Raw genomic sequence first — 23,393 nt, forward strand, 5'->3', positions numbered from 1 at the left:
CGATTCTTTGTCAGGGCTGCCAGGATGTTTCCCGCCGTCGAAAGAAATTGCCAGCATGTCAGCGCCCAACGACCTTTTTTCCGAAACGATCCTGCTGCTCGGCGGCGCGGTGGTCGCCGCGCCGATCTTCAAGAAGCTCGGGCTCGGAACGGTGCTGGGTTACCTCGCCGCCGGCATCGTCATCGGCCCCGTCTTCCACGGCATCACCGATGGCGAACAGATCCTTGCCGTGGCCGAGCTCGGCGTCGTCTTCCTGCTCTTCATCATCGGCCTGGAGTTGAAGCCAAGCCGGCTCTGGCAGATGCGGCGCGATATCTTCGGTCTCGGCACGGCGCAGGTGGTGGTAACAGGGCTGGCGCTGACCGCGCTCGCCTGGTTTTCCGAAGTTCTGGATTGGCGCGGCAGCATCGTCGCCGGTTTCGGGCTGGCGCTGTCCTCGACGGCCTTCGCCATGCAGATCCTCGAGGGCGACGGCGACGTCAACACGCGATACGGGCAGCGTTCCTTCTCGATGCTGCTGTTCCAGGACCTGGCGATCGTGCCGCTCTTGGCGCTGATCACCGTTCTCGACGGCAGCGGCAAGGGCAGCAATACGCCGCTCACCGATTTTGCCGTGGCCGTCGGTGCGGTGGCGGCGATGATCGTCATGGGGCGCTACCTGCTGACGCCGCTCTTCCAGATCATCGCCCGCACCGGCGCGCGCGAGGCGATGATCGCGGCGGCGCTCTTTGTCGTCATGGGATCGGCAAGCCTGATGCAGCTTGCCGGGCTGTCGATGGCGATGGGGGCCTTCCTGTCCGGGGTGATGCTGGCCGAATCCTCCTACCGGCACGAACTCGAGGCCGATATCGAGCCTTTTCGCGGCGTACTGCTCGCCATTTTCTTCATCGCCGTCGGCCTGTCGCTGCAGCTCGGCGTTCTCGTCGACAACGCGCTCTTTGTTATCGTCACTGTGCCGATCGTCATGGCCGTCAAGGCGATCATTATCTACGGGCTCTGCCGGATGTCAGGATCGCCGCACAATGACGCAATCCGCATTGCTTTCCTGTTGCCGCAAGGCGGCGAATTCGGCTTCGTGCTCTTTACCACCGCGGGCGTCGTCGGATTGATGTCGACGAGCACCGCATCGCTGCTGGTGGCGATCGTCACGCTGTCCATGGCGCTGACGCCGATCGGCGCGGCGCTGTCGAAGCGGCTGCTCAACGGCGATGAACAGGAGGAGCTGGCCGAGGATTTCGAAGGTGCCGGCGCCGACGTGCTGATGGTCGGCTTCTCGCGTTTCGGCCAGATCGCCGCCCAGATCCTGCTTGCCGGCGGGCGCAGCGTCACCGTCATCGATTTTTCCGCCGACCGTATCCGCCAGGCTTCCTCCTTCGGCTTTCGCATCTATTTCGGCGACGGCACCCGCAAGGACGTGCTGCGCTCGGCGGGCATCGACCGCGCGAAGATCGTGCTCGTCTGCACCCAGAAGAAGGAGATCACCGACAAGGTGGTGGAGCTGGTGCAGGCCGATTATCCGCAGACGCGCCTCTACGTACGCTCCTACGACCGCATCCATTCGATCGAACTGCGCAACAAGGGGATCGATTACGAGCTGCGCGAGACACTGGAATCGGGCCTGCTGTTCGGAAGGCGGACGCTGGAGGCGCTCGGCGTCTCCGAAACCGACGCTTATGAAATCGGCGAGGACATCCGCAAGCGCGACGAGGCGCGGCTCGCCCTGCAGGTCTCCGAGGGGCTCCAGGCGGGGCGCGACATGCTGTTTTCCCACCCTGTCCGTCCCGAACCGCTAGTCAAGCCGAAGCGCGCCGCCGATCCTTTCGAGGATGATCCGCTGGCCGGAATCACGGATGCGACGGCGGACGCATAAATCAAATCCGCAGGCGCGACGCTCGAGCGGATCGACAAGCGGAAGGCACGGAGGTTACTGCCAGAATCTGTCAGCATGCCTCTCTAGGGTCCTCCTGACTGACACACAGGAGGCTAACATGATCGACAGCAACAGCATTCTGCTTTTCGTAATCGACGCGCCGAAGAGCGCCAGCTTTTATGCGCGGCTGCTCGGGCAGGATCCCGTCGAAGCCAGCCCGACCTTCGCCATGTTCATTCTGCCTTCGGGGCTGGCACTCGGACTGTGGGGCAAGGCGGGCGTCGAGCCTGCTCCGGCTGCGGCGGGTGGCGGCTGCGAGGTCGGTTTCAAGGTTGCGACAGCAGACATGGTTGATAGGCTCCACACCGAATGGCAGGACAAGAGCGCGCCGATCCTTCTGCCGCCGACCAACCTCGATTTCGGCCGTAGCTTTGTCGCGGCCGATCCCGACGGGCATCGTCTGCGCGTCTACAACGTGGCGGAGGACTGAGCCATGTCGCGCAGCTGGATCGCTGTCGCATCAGCAAACCATGTCCGCATCGGACGCAAAGCCGGGTTCATGCAAGTCTGTCACGGCAAGGCCGCTCCGCTTAAGCGGAGCGCGCCAGGCGACCGCGTCATCTACTATTCGCCGACCGAAACCTTTGGCGGCACCGATCGCCTGCAGGCGTTCACGGCCATTGGCATGATCGAGGAAAAGGAGGCATATCAGGTGGAGGTTCACCCGGGCTTCCGCCCCTGGAGACGGGATGTCGCCTGGTGGCGAGCCACGGAAGCACCCATCCGGCCGCTGCTCGGTCGGCTATCTTTCACCAGCGATCGGGCTGGCTGGGGATATCGACTGCGCTTTGGTCTCTTCGAAATCGACAATGATGATGCCGAGCTCATAGCCGAAGCAATGTTCTCTGAACCGCTCGCTCATGTCGCGCGGACGCGAACAACGGTGCCCATGCAAGGTTCTTTAGCGTTTTAGCCGCGCTTCGATCTCGCGGTCGAGGGCGAATTTCAGGTCGTCCTTGACGCCGACGGACATGGCAAGCACTTCGCGGGCTTTGAGGAAATCCATGACGCCGGTGCGGCCGACCGTCGGGCGCAGGAAGATATGCGGCTGGCAAAGCTTCAGCTTCAGGGAGATCGCCGTCTGCATCATCAACTGGCCGGAACCGAAGATGCTTTCCATGCGGTTCGGGATATGGGTGCCGTCGCCTTCCGGGGCGCCGACGACGTCGATGCCGACGACGATGTCGGCAAGATCCATCAGGCATTCATAAGGGACCGGATTGCTGATGCCACCATCGATCATTACGCGGCCGCGCAGGCGCACCGGCATGAAAACGGCGGGGATGGAAGACGAGGCGGCGAGTGCCGGAAACAGCTCGCCCTCTTTGATGATCACCTCGTTCTGACCGTAATAATCTGTCGTGATGACCTTCATCGGCACCAGCAGATCTTCAAATCGGGCCGGCAGCTCGGAGGGCAGGAAGGCTTTCAGTATCCGTTCCAGATTGAACTGGCCGATGCGGATGCCCTTGGCCACCGCATCGCGCACCGTTGTCGGTCGCATCCCCCAGATGCGGGCAACGACGGCCGTCTTGTTGCCGACGGTTGCCAGCGCATGTTCGCGGATTTCGGCGCCGGACATGCCGGCGGCCATGCCGGCCCCCATGATGGCGCCGATCGACGAACCCGCAATCGCAACCGGGCGGATCCCGAGTTCGTCAAGGGTTTCAATGACATGGATATGGGACAGGCCGCGCGCGCCGCCGCCGCCGAAGGCAACCGCGACTGTCGGCAAATCGCTGATCGCAGGCAGTTTCGGACTGATGATCTCTGCCTGCTGCACGCCCCGCCCCTGCGCCTATTGCGGCTGATATCGGAAGAAATGCACCCTCGTATCGCCAAAGATGCGGCTTTCGAGGAAAACATAGGAAGGGTGGACCGAAACGACAATGTCGGCGCGCTCTTCGAGCACCGCGATCGCCCCCGGCCGCAGCCAGCCGCCGATGGCGGCCGCCGCCATCGCCTTCTCGCCGAGGCCTTTGCCATAGGGCGGGTCGGCAAAGAGCACATCGAAAGGCTCGAGATTGCCGACGCTGCCGAGATTGGTCGCATCGCGGCGCAGGATGCGGGTGCGTCCATGCAGGCCGAGCGCATCGATGTTTTCCCAGAGCAGCGCCCTGCCCTGGATGCTGTTTTCGACGAAGAGCGCGTGGCGACAGCCGCGCGAGACGGCTTCGAGGCCGACGGCGCCGGTGCCGGCGAAAAGATCGAGGATCCGGGTGCCGTCGACGCATTCCGGATAGGCATGGCTCAATATATTGAACAGGCTCTCGCGTGTCCGGTCGGCGGTCGGCCGGATCTCGTTGGATTTTGGCACGGCGAGAGGCCGTCCGCGAAACTCACCGCCGACGATCCGCACCGCGCGTCATTCCCTTTCCTCGAGCACCACCTCTGGACGGACCGCCCGCGGGCCTGTCACCGCCCGGCCTTTCACCGCCTGGCTTGGCGCCCTTCGGTTTGCCGGAAAAATTCTTGGGTCCGCCGGACCCGGCGCCAAAGCTCTTGCCGCGCGGCTTATCGCCCGAAGGCTTGCCGCTCACAGCCTTGTCGCCGAACGACCGTTCGCCGCGCGGACGCTCGGAGCGACCCTCGCCGGCGAAGCTTCTGGCTGTCCGCGGGCGCTCGTCACCCTCCTCGCGCGGCTTGCGATCGCCACGCGGCTTGCCGGCGAAAGGTCGATCGCCCCGCGATGGACGATCGCCGAAGGGGCGGTCGCTGCGCGGACGCTCAGAACGGCCCTCGCCGGTGGAGACTCTGGCGGCACGAGGACGTTCGTCACCATCCGCACGGGGCTTGCGATCGCCGCGCGGCTTGTCGCCGAAAGGCCGGTCGCCGCGCGATGGGCGATCGCCGAAGCCGCGGTCTTCGCGAGCGGGACGATCCCCGAACGAGCGCTGGCGGCCGAAGCCTTCGACCTCATCCTTGCGGCGGGGCTGCTCGCTCGAACGGATCCATTCACCGTCCTCTTCCCGCACACGGTTGATCGGCGTGCGCGGGCGATCCTCGATGCGATCGAAAGCATTGGTCTTTGCCGCCGGCTGCTCGCCGCGCCGGCGCGCAGTCTGCGCATTCTTGGCGGCCTTGGCCGCCGCCTTCTCGCCGAGAGGCCGGGCGCCGGGCGCCATCCAGACATTGGCGCTGCGGCGCTGGCCGAGCGGCTGGGCGCGCTTCGGCTTGTCTTCATCCCTGCGGCCGCCGTCGCGGCGATCGTCGTCTCTGCGCCCGCCGTGGCGGTCGTCACGTTTGGTGTCGAGGCGGCTCAGCGCCCGCTCACGCTTGTCCTCCTGGCGCCGCGGCCGTTCGCGCTTTTCCGGCGCCGCCGGTGCCGCGGCCTGTTCCTCTTCCTCGGCGGCGACAGCCGGGGCGTTGTAGATCGGCGCGTCGAAATTCGCCTTGGCTTCCTCGATCAGGCGCGGGCCGAGCTGGTCACGCAATGTGCGGCCGCGCACCTCGACGACCTGGCCTTCCGGCAAATCGCCGAGCTGGAACGGCCCATAGGAAATGCGGATCAGACGGTTGACGTCGAGACCGAGAGCGCCGAGCACATTCTTGATTTCGCGGTTCTTGCCTTCGCGAAGGCCCATGGTGATCCAGACGTTTGAGCCCTGGGTGCGGTCGAGGGTTGCCTCGATCGATCCATAGAGCACGCCGTCAACGGCGATGCCGTCCTTCAACTTGTCGAGCGCTTCCTGATCGATCTCGCCATGCGCGCGGACGCGGTAGCGCCTCAACCAACCGGTCGCCGGCAGTTCGAGGGCGCGGGCGAGGCCGCCGTCATTGGTGAGCAGCAGCAGGCCTTCGGTGTTGATGTCGAGCCGGCCGATCGACATGACGCGCGGCAGCTCTTCCGGCAGGTTGTCGAAGACGGTCGGACGGCCTTCCGGATCGGCATTGGTGGTCACGAGGCCCGCCGGCTTGTGATAGAGCCAGAGCCTAGTGCGCTCGATGCCACGGATCGGTACACCGTCGACCTCGATGCGGTCGGCAAGTGTGACGTTGACGACGGGGGTTTCGAGAACCGTGCCGTTCAGCGTCACACGGCCTTCCATGATCATGCGCTCGATGTCGCGGCGGGAGGCGACGCCTGCGCGCGCCATCACCTTGGAAATGCGCTCGGCCTTGGTGTCGCTTTCGGCTTCGGCCGCCGCCGGGCGCGCGGCCGCGGCCTTCGGACCGGCTTTCGGCCTGATATCCCGTGAAAGGGGCTTTGCGCCCGGGCGTTTTGGCTTGTCTTTGGGTGTCATTTGCTGTTTGCCTGCCTTTTGGGCCTGTCTATCAGGTCACGCATCTGCGGTTAAGTGGAAATTCTTGCGATCGTGAAGACAAATCGTTTCATGGAGATGGCGCTTGAAGAAGCGCGCGCCGCAGGAGTACGCGGCGAGGTGCCGATCGGCGCGGTCGTCGTTGTCGACGATATCGCCGTTTCACGCTCGGGAAACCGCACGCGCGAACTCAAAGACGTCACCGCGCATGCCGAAATCGCCGCAATCCGGCTCGCCTGCGAGACGCTTGGGCAGGAGCGCCTTGTCGGCGCCGATCTCTATGTGACGCTCGAGCCTTGCACCATGTGCGCGGCAGCCATCTCGTTTGCGCGCATCCGCCGGCTCTATTACGGCGCCGAGGATCCGAAGGGCGGCGCCGTCGACAATGGCGTGCGATTCTATGCACAACCGACCTGCCATCACGCTCCCGAGGTCTATTCCGGCATCAACGAGGTGCAGTCGGCCGAGATCTTGCGGCGATTCTTTGTGGAACGGAGAGAGGCGCCGTAGTGCTCAGTGCCCGCCGCCATCTTCGGCTTTTGCGCTGATAGCTGCCCCTCACCCTAACCCTTTCCCCGCTCGCGGGGCGAGGGGACGTGCCCTGCGAGACGCTGGTGAGGAACGGAGACGGTGTGGCATGTCCGTTCGCCCCGCGAGCGGGGTCCGAAAGACGGGCGAGGCCCGTGGCTCGACGCCGGTCGGTGGCGGCAGCCGGATGAGGGGCTGCCATCACCGATCTCCTGCGGCGGCGCTAAGCGCTCGGAAAACCCCTACTGCAGGAAGTTCCACCACTGCTTGCCGGAATTGGCGATTGCCGCATCCTTCTTGCGCTTCTTCTGCTTCTTGAGCTCGGGCTCGCCGACGTCGTCGAGCTTTGCCGGGTCGTCGACGGTGCGGTAACCGGGCGGCGGATCGGAAATATAGCGGCGCTGATCGAGGTATGAGCCCTTCTGCAGGGCGCGGGCCTCGCGATAGGCCTGGGTCTGGGCTTCGGTCGTGCGCCGGCCGCCTTCGATGGCGGAGCTCGCCAGCGGCGAGCGGTAATTCGGGTTGTCCGAATTGGCGTCAGCCTCGGAAACGAGGCGGGCGCGGGTCTCCTCCGGCGATTCAAGCCATTGCGGATTGTCCTTGTTGGCCACCGTCGGCTGCGGCGCGATAAGGGTCTCGCGCTGCCCCTCAGCCGGCAGCACCAGCGTCGGACGCGGCGTATATTTGACGCCCTTGTTCTTCGGGTCGGGCCCGGTCAGCGACACGGACTGGCCGAGATCGTCGGTCAGCTGCTCCATGGCCGTCTTGTCGGTGCCGTAGGTCGGGCTGCTGGCGCAGCCGGACACCAGGGAGCATCCCACCATGACAACAGACAGGCAGGCGCCTACACGGAACCAATGCGTTGCGAACATGAAAACCCTTCCAGCCACCGGTGCAATCGTCGCCCTACCGGACAACCGTCCCCCTGACGCAAAAATCCGGCCATTTTCAGGCAGCTTTTACCGGATGAACGCCTCGAAGGCAATTCACCCGGCAAATATCTTCAGGGCGCGGATGCCGAGTTCGCGCAATGCGGCGGCGTCGCGCGCTGAGACGTCGGGATACTCCGGATCGGAACCGACATCGGTGGTGATGCGCCAGGAACGCGCGCATTTGACGCCTTCGGCAAGCCTCGGCACGACGGCAACATCAGGCACCTCGGCAAGACGGAAAGCGTCAGCCGGGCCAGCATCCGTCTTGATCGTGATGCCAGAGGTGATGCAGACTTCGCTGAAGTCCTGGCCCTCGAGCGCCTTGCAAAGCGCCGCGTCGGCGACATGCACGACCGGAGCCGCCTCGAGCGAGGAACCGATGCGCTTGTCCTTGCGCTCGATTTCGAGCGCGCCGGTCACGACGCTGCGGATTGCGCGGATCTTTCTCCACTTCTCGGCCAACGCATCGTTGCGCCATTCCTTTGCGACCGGAGCGAACTGCTCCAGATGCACCGAGATGGCCGAGGGATTGCGCGAGAGCCATGCCTCTTCCATGGTGAAGGGCAGCATCGGCGCAAGCCAGGTCACCACGCAATCGAAAATCATGCGGATGACATAAAGCGCCGAGCGGCGGCGAAGGCTGGAGGGCGCATCGCAATAGAGCGCATCCTTGCGAACGTCGAAGTAGAAGGCCGAGAGCTCGACATTGGCAAAGTCGATCAATGCGCGGGCGATCTTCTTGAAGTCGAAGGCATCATAGTTCTCGCGCACGAGTTGGTCGAGCTCGGAGAGACGGTGCAGCATCAGTTGCTCCAGCTCCGGCAGATCGGCAAGCGCAATGACCTCGCCCTTGTCGTGGGCGAGCGTGCCGAGCATCCAGCGGATGGTGTTGCGCAGTTTGCGATAGGCGTCGACATTGGTCTGGATGATCGTCTTGCCGACGCGGAGATCATCGGCATAGTCCGAGGTCATCACCCAGAGACGCAGGATATCGGCGCCGGCATCCTTCATCACTTCCTGCGGGGCGGTGACGTTGCCCTTCGACTTCGACATCTTCTCGCCCTTCTCGTCCATGGTGAAACCATGGGTGAGGACGGCGTTATAGGGCGCGCGGCCGCGGGTGGCGGCCGATTCCAGGAGCGAGGAATGGAACCAGCCGCGATGCTGATCAGACCCTTCGAGATAAAGGTCGGCCGGCCATTTCAGGTCGGGGCGGTCTTCCAGTGTGAAGGTGTGCGTCGAGCCGGAGTCGAACCAGACGTCGAGGATATCCATGACCTGCGTCCACTTGGCCGGATCATGCTCGTTGCCGAGGAAGCGCTCCTTGGCGCCTTCGGCGAACCAGGCGTCTGCGCCCTCTGCGTCGAAGGCATTGAGGATGCGCTGGTTGACGGCCTCGTCCTTCAGGACTTCGCCCTGCTCATTCACGAAGACGCAGATCGGCACGCCCCACGCTCTTTGACGGGAAAGCACCCAGTCCGGGCGCTGCTCGATCATCGCGCGCAGACGGTTTTGGCCAGCGGCCGGCACGAAGCGGGTGTCATCGATCGCGCTCAGCGCCCGATTGCGCAGCGTCGTCCCATCCGACAGCGTCTTGTCCATATAGACGAACCACTGCGGCGTGTTGCGGAAGATCACCGGTTTTTTGGAGCGCCAGGAATGCGGATATTGGTGCTTCAGACGGCCGCGGGCAAAGAGCGCGTTCCGATCGATCAGCGCCTTGATGACGCGATCATTGGCATCGCCCTTCTTGCCGTTGTCGTCGATCACGCGTGCGCCTTCCAGACCGGGGGCATCGGCCGTGTAGAAGCCGCCGTCGTCGACCGGAAACGGGATCTTGGTCTCGATGCCGCGCGCCTCGATCTCACGGGCATGCGCCATCCAGACGTCAAAGTCTTCGCGGCCGTGGCTCGGCGCCGTGTGCACGAAACCGGTACCGGCATCGTCAGTGACATGATCGCCCTCGAGCAGCGGGACTTCGAACTCGTAACCGCCGTCGAGGCCTCTAAGCGGATGCGCGCAGGTGATGCCGGCGAGATCGGCAGCCGTGACGTCGGCGAGACGCTTGTACTGCAGCTTTGCCTTGGCAAAAGATTCTTCAGCCAGCTTGTCGGCGAAGATCAACCTTTCACCCGGGCGCGGGCCGAAATCGTTCTCGGCGGCCGTGACTTCGTAAAGACCGTAGGCGACACGTGAGGAATAGGCGATCGCGCGGTTGCCGGGGATCGTCCAGGGCGTGGTCGTCCAGATGACGACGAAGGCATCCTTGAGGCTCTCCGAGCCCTTCGCGACCGGGAACTTCACCCAGATCGTGTCGCTTTCATAATCGTGGTATTCGACCTCGGCTTCGGCAAGCGCGGTGCGCTCGACGACCGACCACATGATCGGCTTGGAGCCGCGGTAGAGCTGGCCGCTTGCGGCGATCTTCAGCAGTTCACCGGCGATACGGCTTTCCGCATGGAAGTTCATCGTCAGATACGGGTTTTCGAAGTCGCCGACGATGCCGAGGCGCTGGAACTCGTCGCCCTGGACCTTGATCCACTTCTCGGCATAGGCGCGACACTCGCGGCGGAACCCGATCATCGCCGCCGGCTCGCTCAGGTCGGGCTTGGCCTTGCCCTTGGCGCGATAGTTCTCCTCCTCGATCTTCCATTCGATCGGCAGGCCGTGGCAATCCCAGCCGGGCACGTAGTTGGCGTCATAGCCGCGCATCTGGAACGAACGGTTGATGACGTCCTTGAGGATCTTGTTCAGCGCATGGCCGATATGGATGTTGCCATTGGCGTAGGGCGGGCCGTCGTGCAGGACGAATTTCTCGCGGCCGGCGGCGGAGGCGCGCAGTTTCTTGTAGAGATCCATCTGCTGCCAGCGGGCAACGAGCTCCGGCTCCTTCTGCGGCAGACCGGCGCGCATCGGGAAATCGGTTTCGGGCAAATAGAGGGTCTTCGAGTAATCGATCTTTTCGGCGGTTTCGGTCATGTTCGACAATCGTTTTTGGCGGCCCAGGGAGGGGCGCAACGGACGTGAAAATAGGTGGCGGCGGAAGCGCCTGCTCGCAAGCGCCAAAAACCCGGACCTCCCGGCCGCTTAGCGCGCGCGGAAGGCCGGGCCGATAATTCGTATCGTGGTCGCCAGCCGAAATTTCGTCATAGCGCCGGTTCATAGGCGTTTTTGCCGGGAAAAGGAAGAGAAGAAATCGCAGGCCTGGCAACCCAGGTCAGGGCCGATTCCACCATGCGGAATATCCCGAGCCGTGACGAACTCAGGCGAAACACAGTTTCCGATCAAGTTCGCCGAGCGGCACGACGCCCGCCAACAGCGCCCTCGCCTCCTCCTCGTCGCGTTTGATCTGGGCGACGAGCGCATCGAGGCCGTCGAATTTCAGCTCGGGCCTGATATAGCCGAAGAAGGAGACGGCGCAGCGCTGGCCGTAGAGATCGCCGCTGAAATCGAAGAGATAGGTTTCGAGCAGCGGCGCGCCGTTTTCCGTGACGGTCGGTCGGCGGCCATAGCTGGCGACGGCATCGTGGAGCATTCCGTCCTGGCGGCGGAAGCGGACGGCGTAGATGCCGGCGGCGAGTTCGGCCTCGGGCGGCAGGCGCATGTTGGCGGTGGGAAAACCGAGCTGGCGGCCGAGCTTTTCGCCGTCGATCACCTCGGCTTCGACAGTGTAGCGGTAGCCCAGCATGCCGGCCGCTTCGCTGACATTGCCGTCCTTCAGGAGCGCCCGGATGTGGCTCGAAGAGACGACGTCGGCGTTCTCGTCGCGGAAGGCATCGATCAGAGTGACGCCGAAACCATAGGTCTGGCCGGCATTCATCAGAAAGGCAGGACCACCTTCGCGACCGCGACCGAAATGGAAATCGAAGCCGGTGACGACCTCGGAGGCGCCGAGCCAATCCTTCAGGATCGAATGGATGAAATCGTCGGCCGAGCGCTGCGAAAATTCATAGTCGAAGGGATATTCGATGACCGCATTGAAACCAAGGGTTTCCAGGATGCGGGCCTTGAGCGGCGCGGGCGTCAGACGGAAGACCGGTGTCTGCGGCCGGAACACCGTGCGCGGATGCGGCTCGAAGGTCAGCACCAGGGCAGGAATGCCGCGCGCCTTGGCGATTTCGAGCGCACGGTTCAGCACCGACTGATGGCCGCGATGCACGCCGTCGAAATTGCCGATGGCGATCACCCCGCCCTTGAGATGGGCGGGCAAGGGTTCGCGGGTTTCATTGCGGTGGAAGACGGTCATCGGCTGGCTTCTCTTCATGCAAGACGCGGCATCCACCACTTCGGCGCCGCCTTCTCCCGATCGAGATAGGCGTTGAGGATCGCTTCGTCGGTCTCGCCGTTCAAGGTGTATTCCTTCGCGTGAATACCGCCGCTGATGTAGAGAAGATCGAGACCGAAATTCAAGGCGCCGCGCACATCCGTCGGCATGCCGTCTCCGATCGCCAGCACGCGGTCAATGGAAAAATCGCCGCGAAGCTCGCGGGCGGCCGCAAGCGTCGCTTCGTAGATCGGCTGGTGCGGCTTGCCGGCAATGCGGGTTTTGCCGCCTAATTGCTCGTAATAGGCGGCCATGGCGCCGGCGCAGGGGATGATGCGATGGCCACGTTCGACGACGAGGTCGGGATTGGCGCAGATCATCGGCACGTCGCGTGCCTGAAAATCCAGAAGCATGTCGGTGTAATCCTCGGGCTTCTCCGTCTCGTCGTCGAAAAAGCCGGTGCAGACGAGCGATTGCGCTTCGCCCGCCGGCCGACGTTCGACGCCAATGCCTTCGAGAAGCGCCTTGTCGCGCTCGGGGCCGAGCAGAAAGACCGTCTTCGGCCCTTCTGAAATCAGCCCGCGAGTGACGTCGCCCGAGGTGACGATCCGGTCATAGGCGCTGTCGGGGACTCCGATATGGCGCAACTGCTCAACCACCTGCCAGGAAAGGCGCGGCGAATTGGTGATGAGGACGACGGCGACGCCGCTCTCACGCGCGGCTTGAAGGGCGGCGGCGGCCTTCGGAAACGGATCGACGCCGTTGTGAACCACCCCCCAGACGTCGCAGAGCACCACGTCGTAATGCGCCGATATCTGCGAGAAGTTTTCTATCCGCCTGGCCATGCCGATTTCCCGATTTGCTTCAGTCACCGGTGACATTGCAAAGGCGCAAGGCGATGGCAAGGCATTTTCTTCACCTTGGCAGACAAGAGCGCCGGCAATCCCGGCCAGAGCGAATGGCAAGGTCGGGCGACGTTGCCGAACGCAACGGTTAGAGAACATTTCAACGACAATCTCCGATAATTCACCGCCTCTTCACAATTCCGGCACAAAAATTCGTGATTGCTCTCATTGACTCCTCTCGGAGCCATCCCTAAATGCTCGAGCGCTAGCACTCACCTTAGAGGAGTGCTAACACTTATCCATGTGGACCGCTCCGGTCCGCGAATGTCATTCGATCGAGGGATTAGACAATGGCAAGCACCAATTTCCGTCCGCTTCACGACCGCGTCGTCGTTCGTCGCGTCGAGTCCGAAGAGAAGACCAAGGGCGGCATCATCATTCCCGACACCGCCAAGGAAAAGCCGCAGGAAGGCGAAATCGTCGCCGTCGGCTCCGGCGCACGTGACGAGTCCGGCAAGGTCGTGGCTCTCGACGTCAAGGCTGGCGACCGCGTTCTGTTCGGCAAGTGGTCCGGCACTGAAGTCAAGATCAACGGCGAAGACCTTCTGATCATGAAGGAAGCCGACATCATGGGCATCATCGGCTGATCGGCCGATCCGCTTTCCCGAAATGGCTGACGGGCGTTTCGCCCGAACAAATCGAATTCAGGAGTCACAAACATGGCAGCTAAAGAAATCAAGTTTGGCCGCACCGCGCGCGAAAAGATGCTGCGCGGCGTCGACATTCTCGCCGATGCAGTGAAGGTCACGCTCGGCCCGAAGGGTCGTAACGTCATCATCGACAAGTCGTTCGGCGCTCCGCGCATCACCAAGGACGGCGTTTCCGTCGCCAAGGAAATCGAACTCGAAGACAAGTTCGAAAACATGGGCGCCCAGATGGTCCGCGAAGTCGCTTCGAAGACCAACGACATCGCCGGCGACGGCACCACGACTGCAACCGTTCTTGCCCAGGCGATCGTTCGCGAAGGCGCCAAGGCCGTTGCCGCCGGCATGAACCCGATGGACCTGAAGCGCGGCATCGATCTCGCCGTTGCTGAAGTCGTCAAGGATCTCCAGGCCAAGGCCAAGAAGATCAACACTTCGGAGGAAGTCGCCCAAGTCGGCACGATCTCCGCAAACGGCGAACGTCAGGTCGGTCTCGACATTGCCGAAGCCATGCAGAAGGTCGGCAACGAAGGCGTCATCACGGTTGAAGAAGCCAAGACCGCCGAAACCGAACTCGAAGTCGTCGAAGGCATGCAGTTCGACCGCGGCTATCTCAGCCCCTACTTCGTCACCAACCCGGAAAAGATGGTCGCCGACCTCGAAGACGTCTTCATTCTCCTCCACGAGAAGAAGCTCTCGAACCTGCAGTCGATGCTCCCGGTTCTCGAAGCCGTCGTCCAGACCGGCAAGCCGCTCCTCATCATCGCTGAAGACGTCGAAGGCGAAGCCCTTGCAACGCTCGTCGTCAACAAGCTGCGCGGCGGCCTGAAGATTGCTGCCGTCAAGGCGCCTGGCTTCGGCGACCGCCGCAAGGCCATGCTCGAAGACATCGCCATCCTGACCGGCGGCACCGTCATCTCCGAGGACCTCGGCATCAAGCTCGAAAGCGTCACGCTCGACATGCTCGGCCGTGCCAAGAAGGTTTCGATCTCCAAGGAAAACACCACGATCGTCGACGGTTCGGGCGCCAAGTCCGACATCGAAGGCCGTGTTGCCCAGATCAAGGCGCAGATCGAAGAAACCACCTCCGACTACGACCGCGAGAAGCTGCAGGAACGCCTTGCCAAGCTCGCTGGTGGCGTTGCCGTCATCCGCGTCGGGGGCTCGACCGAAGTCGAAGTCAAGGAGAAGAAGGACCGCATCGACGACGCCCTCAACGCGACGCGCGCTGCCGTTCAGGAAGGCATCGTACCGGGCGGCGGCGTTGCCCTGCTCCGTTCTTCCGTCAAGATCTCCGCCAAGGGCGTCAACGACGACCAGGAAGCCGGCATCAACATAGTTCGTCGCGCTCTGCAGGCTCCGGCCCGCCAGATCGCTGAGAACGCTGGTGACGAAGCTTCGATCGTCGTTGGCAAGATCCTCGACAAGGATCAGGACAACTACGGCTACAACGCCCAGACCGGCGAATATGGCGACATGATCGGCATGGGCATCATCGACCCTGTCAAGGTCGTTCGCACCGCCCTGCAGGATGCCGCTTCCGTCGCATCGCTGCTGATCACCACCGAAGCCATGATCGCCGAGCTGCCGAAGAAGGACGCTCCGGCTATGCCGGGCGGCATGGGCGGCATGGGCGGTATGGACATGATGTGATAGGCCTCCGGCCTGTCACAACATCGTCCATGAAACCGCCCATCATTCAAAATGGTTCAGCGCGTAAAGCGCGCTGAACTGGCGGTATGGACATGATGTGATAGGCGAAAGCCGTCACTGAAATCCATTCCGGCACATCCGGAACAGGAAGGGCGGCCCTCGGGTCGCCCTTTTCTTTTCGCCAAAAATGATTCGACCCGTTGCGCGCTATTTTATGCTGCGCAGTGCGTCCGCGCTCGCGAAGCTTTCGTCAGGCTTATGTCGCCGCTCATTTCCTATGCGCGGGAGATTGCTTACGGGGGGCAGGCTTTCTCCCGCAAGCGCAGCGAAACGGGTCGAAAAGCGCTGAAACTGATCACTTCTGGCCGAAGACGCGGGGATGCCGACATTTCCCGCAACTGATGCCGATCCGAACAGCCCTTAAAAAGCCGTTGCCGTTTGTGCAAAAGCTCCTATAAATCCGCGCTGCAATTGATGCGCGCCCGGCGATGATTTTCGCCATCAGACGAGCGCGAGAAGGCGATGCCATAGTTGCGTACTCGAGAGGCTCCGGTCCGGAGACTCGAACGGCCGCAACGATCGCCGGTGTAGGCGCGGGCATTATGCCCCTGTCCCATGATCCTGTTTCTTTGTGTTTGCCGAGCGTGCGGCGTCGGAGCCGCATCCGAACTGGGGAACGCCTTGTTTAAGATCGCCAAAGCCAATGCAGCCGTGCCCTTGATGACCGGCTCCCTGAACGACAATCATCAAAATCACCAGATGCTTGCTCAGCTGTCAGTTTCCGAAAGCTGGACCGGAGATTTTTCGACCGGCCTGATCCGTCTCGGCAAATGGAGCGCGATGCTGCACGGCATCTCCGCCGATGAATGCGGCCTGCTGAACCTGATCCGCTGCTACGATACCAAGGATCGCAGCCACGTGCTGGAGCTGTTCGAGCAGGCGGCGACGCACTGCTCCTCTTTCTGTTTTTCGACGACGATCATCACGCGGAACGGTTTCCGTCAGCCGCTGTTCTGCATGGGGGAGTCGAGCGGGCTCGAGGAGAAATACAGCGGCCGCATGGCCGGCGTCTTCATCTTTCCGCGCTTCAAGCTGCAAGACGCAACCCAGATCACAAGCTGGCAGTGAAGACCGGCGACGCGAGATAAAGGCCGCCTCCGGGCTCAGCCACTAACGTAAAACGTGGAATCGCTAAATTTGCGGTTCCCTAAGCCTATCGCGTGAACCTAACTTCACGTGGCAGGCTTTCGGGCATTGGCTTCTGATTTGGTATTCGGCGCATAGCGGGCCGCGAGAAAGCTCGTCTCGACCAGTATCGGTCACCGCGATGCGGCCGGCATGACATCAGCACCATCCATGACATAGGTCGCGTAGCGATGGTCGCGGATCAGGCTTATCTTTTGCCCGCGCCATTCGAGCAGCATGAAATAGGAAGGACCGCCCGACGGTTCGGCCGATACCAGCAATATTTCCCGGCCTTCCAGCCAGGCCGGTTCGAGCCTGACCGGCGGATATTGGGCATAGTAGGTGAAGAACCGACCGACGTCGGCGGCACCCGAGATTTCCGGCCGTCGCGCCTGGCGAAGCCGAACGTCATCGGCCAGCAAGCGACGCAGCGCGTCCCAATCTTGGGCGTTGAAGAGCGCTGCAAAGTTCTGGGCCTCGGGACTTGGCGACGGCGCGACCTCAGACCGCACGTCGGAGATCGCGCGCAATCGCGTCCTACCGCGCGACAGATGGGCCTTGACGGCATCGACACTCAGTTCCAGCAGCGCTGCGATATCCGCAAGCGACTCTCCCAGCACATCCTTGAGGATCACCGCGCTGCGTTGCGGCACCGGCAATTCTGCAAAATGACCCAGGGCGATACTCACCGTGTCCCGCCGGATCAGCGCGTCCTCCGGGCCGACGGCGCTGATATCGGCCAGATCAAAGGCCATCTCAAGCGGCTCCGACCGGCGCGTACTGCGCTGGCGCAGGGCATCTATGGCTCGATTGTGGACGATGCGAAACAGCCACGGTCGCAGCCGCGTGCCCGGTGGGATCGAGCCGGCCGTCGCAAATACCCTGACAAACGCGTCCTGAATCACGTCCTCGCCGTCGATCACCGAACCCACCAGACGAGCAGCATAACGATGCAGTTGGGGGCGAAGCGCGTCCGCTTCCCTGGCCAGGTCTTCGAGCAGAGTTTTCCTCTCTTCGGCCCCGAGAGCTGGGTCTTTCGTCATTCGATGACCGTCACACCTGTATCACCACGCACGGCATAGACCATGGCCTCGGCGAGGCCGGAATCGCCGATCAGTTCGGCGACCGTATCACCGAAAGTCCGCGGCGTCATGTCCGGCCAGGTGGCGGCCTGCTCGGCAAATGTCCGACCCGCCTTCGCAGCATAGGCCCCAATTCCGGTATCGCCCACACCAGTTCCAACGAACATCTGCCGGGGAACGATGACCCGGAACCGCAAGCCCAGGCCGAGTTCGGCCGACAAGTCTTCGGCATATTTTGCAATGAACCACTGCGCGCGCTTGGCGCCGGCATAACCTCCCGATAGCGGCGACCCCTGCACGGCGGCTCCGCTGGAGACCAGGACGACGAGCCCGCCCGGCGCCATTGGCAAAGTCAGGGCAGCCTGTACCCAATGCAGCGCGGCCTTGACGTCCACATTCCAGTTGGTCGTGAATGCCTCCCAGCCAATGCGGTCGATCCGTTCCATGGACGGTTTCGCACCGGCATTCATGATGACAATATCAGGTCGCGTCTGCTCCATGATCCGCCACGCCGCGTCGGCATCGGTCGCATCGGCGGATATGGCGGTGACGGCCGGTTGCTTAGCCGGCCGCTGCTCAGCCGTCGCGTCTCGGGCGACCACGGTGACTTCGGCCGCGCGAGCAACGAATGCCTCGGCGAGCCCACTCCCCAAGCCGCGGCTCCCGCCGACGACCACGATTCGCTTTCCTTCCAGATCCATTTCTCAGTCCTTAGTCGGGTCGGTTTCGACCGCTCGACGACGGTCGCAACAACGACGCTTCAAGGAGGTGAAAAGAGTCATCGCCATCTGCGATTTGTGGAAGCCGGCGTCAAAAAAGCCTGACTCCGACCGAATGCCGCCGGGATTGCGGTCGTCAGCCGAAGCGGATCGCGTCCTTGATACGGGGTTTGCCGGTTTCCAGTCGGACTACCGCGCCGAACCTCCACATCTGCGGCGATCGCGAAGTTCGGGCGATGCGGGTTCTTGCAAAAGCTGACGTTCACTCCCCGGGAGAGAGAGGCAATCGAAGCCGCGTTGAGTGTCCGAAATCTCCAGCTTGAGTAATACCCCCTTAGTGGCTGGGCCTCAGGGCGGCCTTTTGCATTTTCCGGCGGATCGTCCGTTACTCCGGTTTGACCGGAATGTTGAGGCCTCTGGCGCTTGCCGGGCGGGCGATGCAGCGCTCCAGCCAATCGGAGACTGCGGGGAATTTCGCATAGTCGAGAATCTCACGGCCGCCATAGAAGATGTCGGCGCCGCGGACCCAGGTGAAGGTGGTGATGTCGGCGATCGTATATTGATCGCCCATGATCCACTGACGGCCCTGCAACCGGCCTTCGAGCACGCCGAGCAGGCGTTTGGATTCATCGCGGTAACGCTCCACCGGATAGGAATTATTGGCGACCTTGTCGGCGGCGAATTTGTGGAAATGGCCGAACTGGCCGAGCATCGGACCTATTCCGGCCATCTGGAAAAACACCCACTGGATGCATTCATAGCGGCCGGCGGCATCGGCGGGGATGAGCTTGCCGGTCTTTTCGGCGAGGTAGAGCAGGATGGCGCCGGATTCGAACAGGCCGATCGGCTTTCCCCCAGGCCCGTCCGGATCGATGATCGCCGGAATGCGGCCGTTCGGGTTCAGGGATTCGAATTCCGGCGACTTCTGCTCGTTTGCGGCAAAGGAAATATAATGCGGCTCATAGGGGAGCCCAAGTTCTTCGAGGGCGACCGATACCTTCACCCCGTTCGGCGTCTGCAGGGAATAGAGCTGGATGATATCGGGATTTTTCGCCGGCCAGCGCGTGGTGATCGGAAATGCGGAAAGATCTGCCATAGGGGACTCCATGTTTGGCGGCGACCATAGAAGACGATGCTCCAGAAAGGCAAGCGACGGCATCGTTCCATATTATTGAACGAAGCGTCTGCTTCCGTTTATCTTTCCATAACGGCAGAAAAAGGCGACATAGAACGCATCAGAGGTCCAACAGGTGCCGGGGCACCAAGATCTCCAGAGCCATTCAAACGGAGACAATGTCCATGTCGAACGCCAACAATGTCATCATCCTGATCGCCCGGATCCTTCTTTCCTTCATGTTCATCTTTGCCGGCTTCGGCAAGGTCACCGATCCGGCTTCCACTGCCGGCATGATCGCCGGCGCCGGCCTTCCGGCCTCCACCGCGCTCACCTATCTCGCCGGTCTCTTCGAACTCGCAACCGGCATTGCCGTGCTCGTCGGTTTCCAGGTCCGCATCGTCGGCTGGCTGCTTGCCGTCTTCTGCGTCTTCACCGGCGTGGTCTTCCATCTTGCGCCAGTCAACGTTCCCGATTTCCCGGCCGCCGCCAACGGCTGGATTAACGGCCTGAACTTCGTCAACTTCCTGAAGAACATCACGCTCGCCGGCGCCTATATCATGCTCGCAACCAATGGCGCAGGCGCCTACTCGCTCGACGCCCGCCGCGGTGCCTACGCAGCCGCCTGATAGCAGTTGATATCCTCCCAAAAATGCAAAACCCGCCGTCATCCGACGGCGGGTCATTTTATGCCTTGATGACCGGGATCAGAGGGCGGCGCGCACCGCCTCGATGATCGCCTGCACCGCCGGCTCGCCCGCATGGCTCTCCTTGCGGGCGCGCACGAGGCAAGCCTCTGAATGCAGGATGATGCCGTCCTGGAGCACCTTCAGATGATTGGCGCGCAGCGTCGAGCCGGTGGAAGTGATATCGACGATGATATCGGCCGAGCCGGAGGCGGGAGCGCCTTCGGTCGCGCCCAGGCTTTCGACGATGCGATAAAGCTGAATGCCGTGCTGGCTCGAAAAGAACTGCTGGGTCAGGCGCCAATACTTGGTGGCGATGGCAAGGCGTCGACCGTGGCGGGCGCGGAAATCGGCGGCGACATCGCCGAGATCGGCCATGCTGTCGACATCGAGCCAAATCTCGGGCACCGCGACGACGACATCGGCATGGCCGAAGCCGAGCCGGGCGCAGAATTCGACGCGCTTGTCGGCCTCGGCAAAGCCTTCCCGCATCAGATCCTCGCCGGTGACGCCGAAATCGACGGTGCCGTTGCCGAGCTCGCGGGAGATTTCCGACGCCGACAGGAAGGTGATCTCGATATCGTCCCAGCCTTCGACGCGGCCGCGATAGGAGCGGTCGTTGCCAACCGCCGAGATCGGCAGGCCGGCCCGCTCGAAGATCGCCGAAGCGTCGTCCTTCATCCGGCCCTTGGAGGGAAGCGCGATGGTGATCGTCATGCGGCTGCCCTTTCGGTTTCGATGCGGTCGAGCCAGAAGGAGAAGCCGACGGCCGGAATGCGGTCCGTCGCGCCGAGGAAGGTCAACAGCCGGTCGAAGCGGCCGCCGCCGGCCAGGACCGCGCTCGAGCCTTCCACCGTCACCTCGAAGACGAGGCCGGTGTAATAATCGAGCGGACGCCCGAAAGCGGCGCGGTAATCCAGGCAGGACAGGTCGACGCCGGCATCGGCAAGGGCGGCGACGCGGCCGTTGAAGCGCGACAGCGCATTGCCGAGCTTCAGGCCGGCAGCGTCGGCAAAGCCGGCAAGTGCTGCGGACGCATTGACGAGCGGCACGTGCAGAGACAGGAACTCTTGCAGCACATGGAAGGCCGCATCGTCGAGACGCGTCTCGGACAGGATGAGCTTTTCCTTGAGCCGCCGGGCGATCTCCAGCGGCGAGCGGCTGGCATTTGAGGAATAACCGGTCGCCTGCATCTCGTGCTCGATATGGGCGACCAGCGCCTGCTCGTCACCTGACACAACAAGCCTGGCGATATCGTCGTCAAGGCCGGTGACGAATTGCGGGCTGACGAGGCTTGCCAGCAAGGCTTCCAGCTGCGTCATATTGCCGAAAGCGTGGATCAGGCGCTTCTGCCAGCCGAGCGGCAGGCCGAGCGCCTGAACGACCGCTTCGAACACCGCCTGATCGCCCAACGTCACGGCTAAGCGCCGGCCCGGCAGCAGGCGGGCGAGAATGCCTGTGGCGTCACCAATGGCGCGGGCATCGGCGCCAGGTATGTTGATGTCGCCGAGATCCTCGATGCCGGCCTGGTAGAATTCATTGGCGCCTTCGCGGCGCTGGCGGAAGACTTCGCCGAGGTAGGCGTAACGCTTCGGCGTGCCGGTTGCCGTCTCGATGTGGCGCAGACAGACGGGGATGGTGAATTCGGGACGCAGGCAGAGGCTGGCGCCGGTTTCGCTTTCCGTCATGAAGATACGGCGGCGAAGATCCTCGCCGGCGATATCCAGGAACGGCTCGGCCGGCTGTATGACCGGCGTATCGATGCGATCGGAATTTCGCGAAGCGAATTCGGCAAGCAGGTCGTTGGAGAATTCCGGGAGGTTGATCAGGGGCATGCTGCGCTCCGAACAACAGGCGAAGGGCGTGCCGGAAGGCACGTATATGTCTCAGACATCACCGCCAGCCCTCTTCCGATCCTCCGCCTGCGCGGCAAGGATTTCCCTCACCTTGGCGACGAGATCGGCTTCCATAACCGTCTCCTGCGCCACGCGGGCTTCGCGCCAGCTGGCATTGTCCTCGATCTCGCCGGAAAGGCGCTTGCCCTCGATCAGATCCTTGATCTGCACGACGCCTTCAGCGCGCTCGTCGCCGCCCTGGATGATGGCGATGGGGCAGCCGCGGCGGTCGGCATATTTCAGCTGGTTGCCGAATTTCTTCCAGTTGCCCTGGAACATCTCGGCGCGAATACCGGCGGCGCGCAATTGCTGCGTCATCTTCTGGTAGCGGCCCATCGCCTCGACATCGCCGTCCATGACGGTGACCAGCACCGGCTCGATCACTTCGCTGGCGCCAAGCTTGCCGAGGTTCTTCAGCGCCGTCATCAGCCTGGAGACGCCGATCGAAAAGCCGGTTGCCGGCACCGGCTGGCCCATGAAGCGGGAGACGAGGCCGTCATAACGACCACCGCCGCCGACCGAGCCGAAAACGACCTTGTCGCCCTTCTCGTTGGTGACGTCGAAGAGAAGCTCGGCCTCATAGACCGGGCCGGTATAATATTCGAGGCCGCGCACGACGGAAGGGTCGATCTTGATTCGATCGGAGCCGTAGCCGGCGCTCGTGACGAGCGCACCGATGAAATTCAGCTCCTCGACGCCTTCGCCGCCCTTCGACGTTCCGGCGACGAGTCCGGCGAGGCGTGCGGCGCTTTCGGCGTAATCCTTGATGCCGACGAAGAACAGAACCTTGTCGATCTGTTCCTGGTTGAGCCCGGCGCCCTTGGTGAAATCGCCGGATTCATCCTTGCGGCCGGGACCGAGGAGTAGCGAGACGCCTTCCGGGCCGAACTTGTCGAGCTTGTCGATGGCGCGCAGCACGTTGAGGCGCTGGCCGGCCTTGTCGCCGCCGCCGAGGCCGATCGCCTCCAAGACCCCATCCAGAACCTTGCGGTTGTTGACGCGGATGACATAGTCACCGCGCTTGATGCCGAGCGCCTCGAGCGTATCGGCCATCATCATGCACATTTCGGCATCGGCCTGGACGCCCGGCGCGCCGACGGTATCGGCGTCGAACTGCATGAACTGGCGGAAACGGCCGGGGCCCGGCTTCTCGTTGCGGAAGACGTAGCCGGCGCGATAGGTGCGGTAGGGCAGCTGGATCTCGTTGAAATTCTCGGCGACATGGCGGGCAAGCGGCGCCGTCAGGTCGTAACGCAGCGACATCCATTGCTCGTCGTCGTCCTGCAGCGAGAAGACGCCCTCGTTCGGCCGGTCGCTATCGGGCAGGAACTTGCCGAGCGCATCGGTATATTCGAACAGCGGCGTTTCGACAGGATCGAAACCATAATGCTCATAGACTTCCCGGATCTTTGCCGTCATCTCGTTGACGGCGCGGATATCGTCGGCCGTCCGGTCGACGAAGCCGCGCGGCAGGCGGGCCTTGAGCTTTTGCGGTTTCTTCTGCTTGTCGTTCATTTCCGGGAATTCCGCTGACTGTGACAGTGGCGGTGTCCTAGCGGATTGGGCGGGGAGCGGCAAGGGCGGAGGGCCTTGA

Annotated in this window: 21 protein-coding genes; 8 read left to right on the forward strand and 13 right to left on the reverse strand. The window is 62.8% G+C overall.

Going from position 1 to position 23,393, the window contains the following annotated elements; translation table 11 throughout:
- The first annotated feature begins 55 nt into the window (after window positions 1–55).
- The 3 genes from HJB91_RS08325 to HJB91_RS08335 all read left to right on the forward strand — a co-directional run bounded on the left by HJB91_RS08325 (window position 56) and on the right by HJB91_RS08335 (window position 2,843).
- Complete coding sequence (locus HJB91_RS08325; protein WP_221154342.1) at window positions 56–1,870, forward strand: monovalent cation:proton antiporter-2 (CPA2) family protein; 1,815 nt, start codon at window positions 56–58, stop codon at window positions 1,868–1,870.
- Between the two features lie 118 nt (window positions 1,871–1,988).
- The gene (locus HJB91_RS08330; protein WP_221154344.1) at window positions 1,989–2,360 is read left to right on the forward strand and encodes a VOC family protein; all 372 of its coding nucleotides are present in this window, start codon (window positions 1,989–1,991) and stop codon (window positions 2,358–2,360) included.
- A gap of 3 nt (window positions 2,361–2,363) precedes the next feature.
- Entirely contained in the window at window positions 2,364–2,843 is a 480-nt protein-coding gene (locus HJB91_RS08335; RefSeq protein ID WP_210629032.1) for an EVE domain-containing protein, read from the forward strand.
- Here HJB91_RS08335 and HJB91_RS08340 read toward each other — a convergent pair.
- The 3 genes from HJB91_RS08340 to HJB91_RS08350 are packed head-to-tail and all read right to left on the reverse strand — an operon-like array spanning window position 2,832 to window position 6,174.
- A complete protein-coding gene (locus HJB91_RS08340) occupies window positions 2,832–3,713 on the reverse strand; it encodes a patatin-like phospholipase family protein (protein WP_221146700.1) in 882 nt (293 codons plus the stop codon). The genes HJB91_RS08335 and HJB91_RS08340 overlap by 12 nt on opposite strands.
- A 15-nt stretch (window positions 3,714–3,728) precedes the next feature.
- On the reverse strand, window positions 3,729–4,289 hold the full coding sequence (gene rsmD, locus HJB91_RS08345) for a 16S rRNA (guanine(966)-N(2))-methyltransferase RsmD (RefSeq protein ID WP_221146701.1): 561 nt from the start codon (window positions 4,287–4,289) through the stop codon (window positions 3,729–3,731).
- Window positions 4,270–6,174, reverse strand: a complete 1,905-nt coding sequence (locus HJB91_RS08350) for a pseudouridine synthase (RefSeq protein ID WP_221154353.1) — start codon at window positions 6,172–6,174, stop codon at window positions 4,270–4,272. Before HJB91_RS08350 ends, rsmD begins: the two co-directional genes overlap by 20 nt.
- A gap of 90 nt (window positions 6,175–6,264) precedes the next feature.
- On the opposite strand from HJB91_RS08350, the gene HJB91_RS08355 reads away from it, so the two are divergent.
- The gene (locus HJB91_RS08355; protein ID WP_210631690.1) at window positions 6,265–6,702 is read left to right on the forward strand and encodes a nucleoside deaminase; all 438 of its coding nucleotides are present in this window, start codon (window positions 6,265–6,267) and stop codon (window positions 6,700–6,702) included.
- A 260-nt stretch (window positions 6,703–6,962) separates the two neighbouring features.
- Here the strand turns inward: HJB91_RS08355 and HJB91_RS08360 are convergent, their stop codons facing one another.
- The 4 genes from HJB91_RS08360 to HJB91_RS08375 all read right to left on the reverse strand — a co-directional run bounded on the left by HJB91_RS08360 (window position 6,963) and on the right by HJB91_RS08375 (window position 12,761).
- Window positions 6,963–7,592: a hypothetical protein gene (locus HJB91_RS08360; protein WP_210629036.1), complete on the reverse strand. Its 630-nt coding sequence runs from the start codon at window positions 7,590–7,592 to the stop codon at window positions 6,963–6,965.
- Between the two features lie 114 nt (window positions 7,593–7,706).
- Window positions 7,707–10,631, reverse strand: coding sequence for an isoleucine--tRNA ligase (gene ileS, locus HJB91_RS08365; protein ID WP_221154370.1), 2,925 nt, complete (start codon window positions 10,629–10,631; stop codon window positions 7,707–7,709).
- Between the two features lie 283 nt (window positions 10,632–10,914).
- Window positions 10,915–11,898: a bifunctional riboflavin kinase/FAD synthetase gene (locus HJB91_RS08370; protein ID WP_210631691.1), complete on the reverse strand. Its 984-nt coding sequence runs from the start codon at window positions 11,896–11,898 to the stop codon at window positions 10,915–10,917.
- 14 nt (window positions 11,899–11,912) lie between these two features.
- A complete protein-coding gene (locus HJB91_RS08375) occupies window positions 11,913–12,761 on the reverse strand; it encodes a TIGR01459 family HAD-type hydrolase (RefSeq protein ID WP_210629038.1) in 849 nt (282 codons plus the stop codon).
- A gap of 350 nt (window positions 12,762–13,111) precedes the next feature.
- Between HJB91_RS08375 and groES the strand changes: the two genes are divergently transcribed.
- The 3 genes from groES (at window position 13,112) to HJB91_RS08390 (ending at window position 16,246) form a co-directional block, all read left to right on the forward strand.
- Window positions 13,112–13,408 carry a co-chaperone GroES gene (gene groES / locus HJB91_RS08380; protein ID WP_004675403.1) on the forward strand — a complete coding sequence of 99 codons (297 nt, stop codon included), beginning with the start codon at window positions 13,112–13,114 and terminating at the stop codon, window positions 13,406–13,408.
- 72 nt (window positions 13,409–13,480) lie between these two features.
- The gene (gene groL, locus HJB91_RS08385) at window positions 13,481–15,118 is read left to right on the forward strand and encodes a chaperonin GroEL (protein WP_088396568.1); all 1,638 of its coding nucleotides are present in this window, start codon (window positions 13,481–13,483) and stop codon (window positions 15,116–15,118) included.
- A 681-nt stretch (window positions 15,119–15,799) separates the two neighbouring features.
- Window positions 15,800–16,246: a hypothetical protein gene (locus HJB91_RS08390; protein WP_210629039.1), complete on the forward strand. Its 447-nt coding sequence runs from the start codon at window positions 15,800–15,802 to the stop codon at window positions 16,244–16,246.
- 191 nt (window positions 16,247–16,437) lie between these two features.
- Here HJB91_RS08390 and HJB91_RS08395 read toward each other — a convergent pair whose 3' ends face one another.
- The 3 genes from HJB91_RS08395 to HJB91_RS08405 all read right to left on the reverse strand — a co-directional run bounded on the left by HJB91_RS08395 (window position 16,438) and on the right by HJB91_RS08405 (window position 19,200).
- Entirely contained in the window at window positions 16,438–17,346 is a 909-nt protein-coding gene (locus HJB91_RS08395) for a sigma-70 family RNA polymerase sigma factor (protein WP_221146703.1), read from the reverse strand.
- Window positions 17,343–18,086: an SDR family NAD(P)-dependent oxidoreductase gene (locus tag HJB91_RS08400; RefSeq protein ID WP_221154372.1), complete on the reverse strand. Its 744-nt coding sequence runs from the start codon at window positions 18,084–18,086 to the stop codon at window positions 17,343–17,345. The genes HJB91_RS08395 and HJB91_RS08400 overlap by 4 nt, the downstream gene beginning before the upstream one ends.
- 403 nt (window positions 18,087–18,489) lie before the next feature.
- Entirely contained in the window at window positions 18,490–19,200 is a 711-nt protein-coding gene (locus HJB91_RS08405) for a glutathione binding-like protein (protein WP_210629041.1), read from the reverse strand.
- Between the two features lie 203 nt (window positions 19,201–19,403).
- Between HJB91_RS08405 and HJB91_RS08410 the strand changes: the two genes are divergently transcribed.
- Entirely contained in the window at window positions 19,404–19,847 is a 444-nt protein-coding gene (locus tag HJB91_RS08410; protein ID WP_210629042.1) for a DoxX family protein, read from the forward strand.
- Between the two features lie 78 nt (window positions 19,848–19,925).
- Here HJB91_RS08410 and hisG read toward each other — a convergent pair whose 3' ends face one another.
- Genes hisG through hisS form a run of 3 tightly spaced genes read right to left on the reverse strand, consistent with a single transcriptional unit; the run spans window position 19,926 to window position 23,314 of the window.
- Window positions 19,926–20,621: an ATP phosphoribosyltransferase gene (gene hisG, locus HJB91_RS08415; protein ID WP_210629043.1), complete on the reverse strand. Its 696-nt coding sequence runs from the start codon at window positions 20,619–20,621 to the stop codon at window positions 19,926–19,928.
- Complete coding sequence (locus HJB91_RS08420; RefSeq protein WP_221154374.1) at window positions 20,618–21,739, reverse strand: ATP phosphoribosyltransferase regulatory subunit; 1,122 nt, start codon at window positions 21,737–21,739, stop codon at window positions 20,618–20,620. The genes hisG and HJB91_RS08420 overlap by 4 nt, the downstream gene beginning before the upstream one ends.
- A 51-nt stretch (window positions 21,740–21,790) precedes the next feature.
- Entirely contained in the window at window positions 21,791–23,314 is a 1,524-nt protein-coding gene (gene hisS, locus HJB91_RS08425) for a histidine--tRNA ligase (protein ID WP_221154377.1), read from the reverse strand.
- Window positions 23,315–23,393 lie beyond the last annotated feature (79 nt).

Source organism: Rhizobium sp. NLR10b (assembly GCF_019685435.1).
In the GTDB taxonomy this organism is placed as follows: Bacteria; Pseudomonadota; Alphaproteobacteria; order Rhizobiales; family Rhizobiaceae; genus Rhizobium.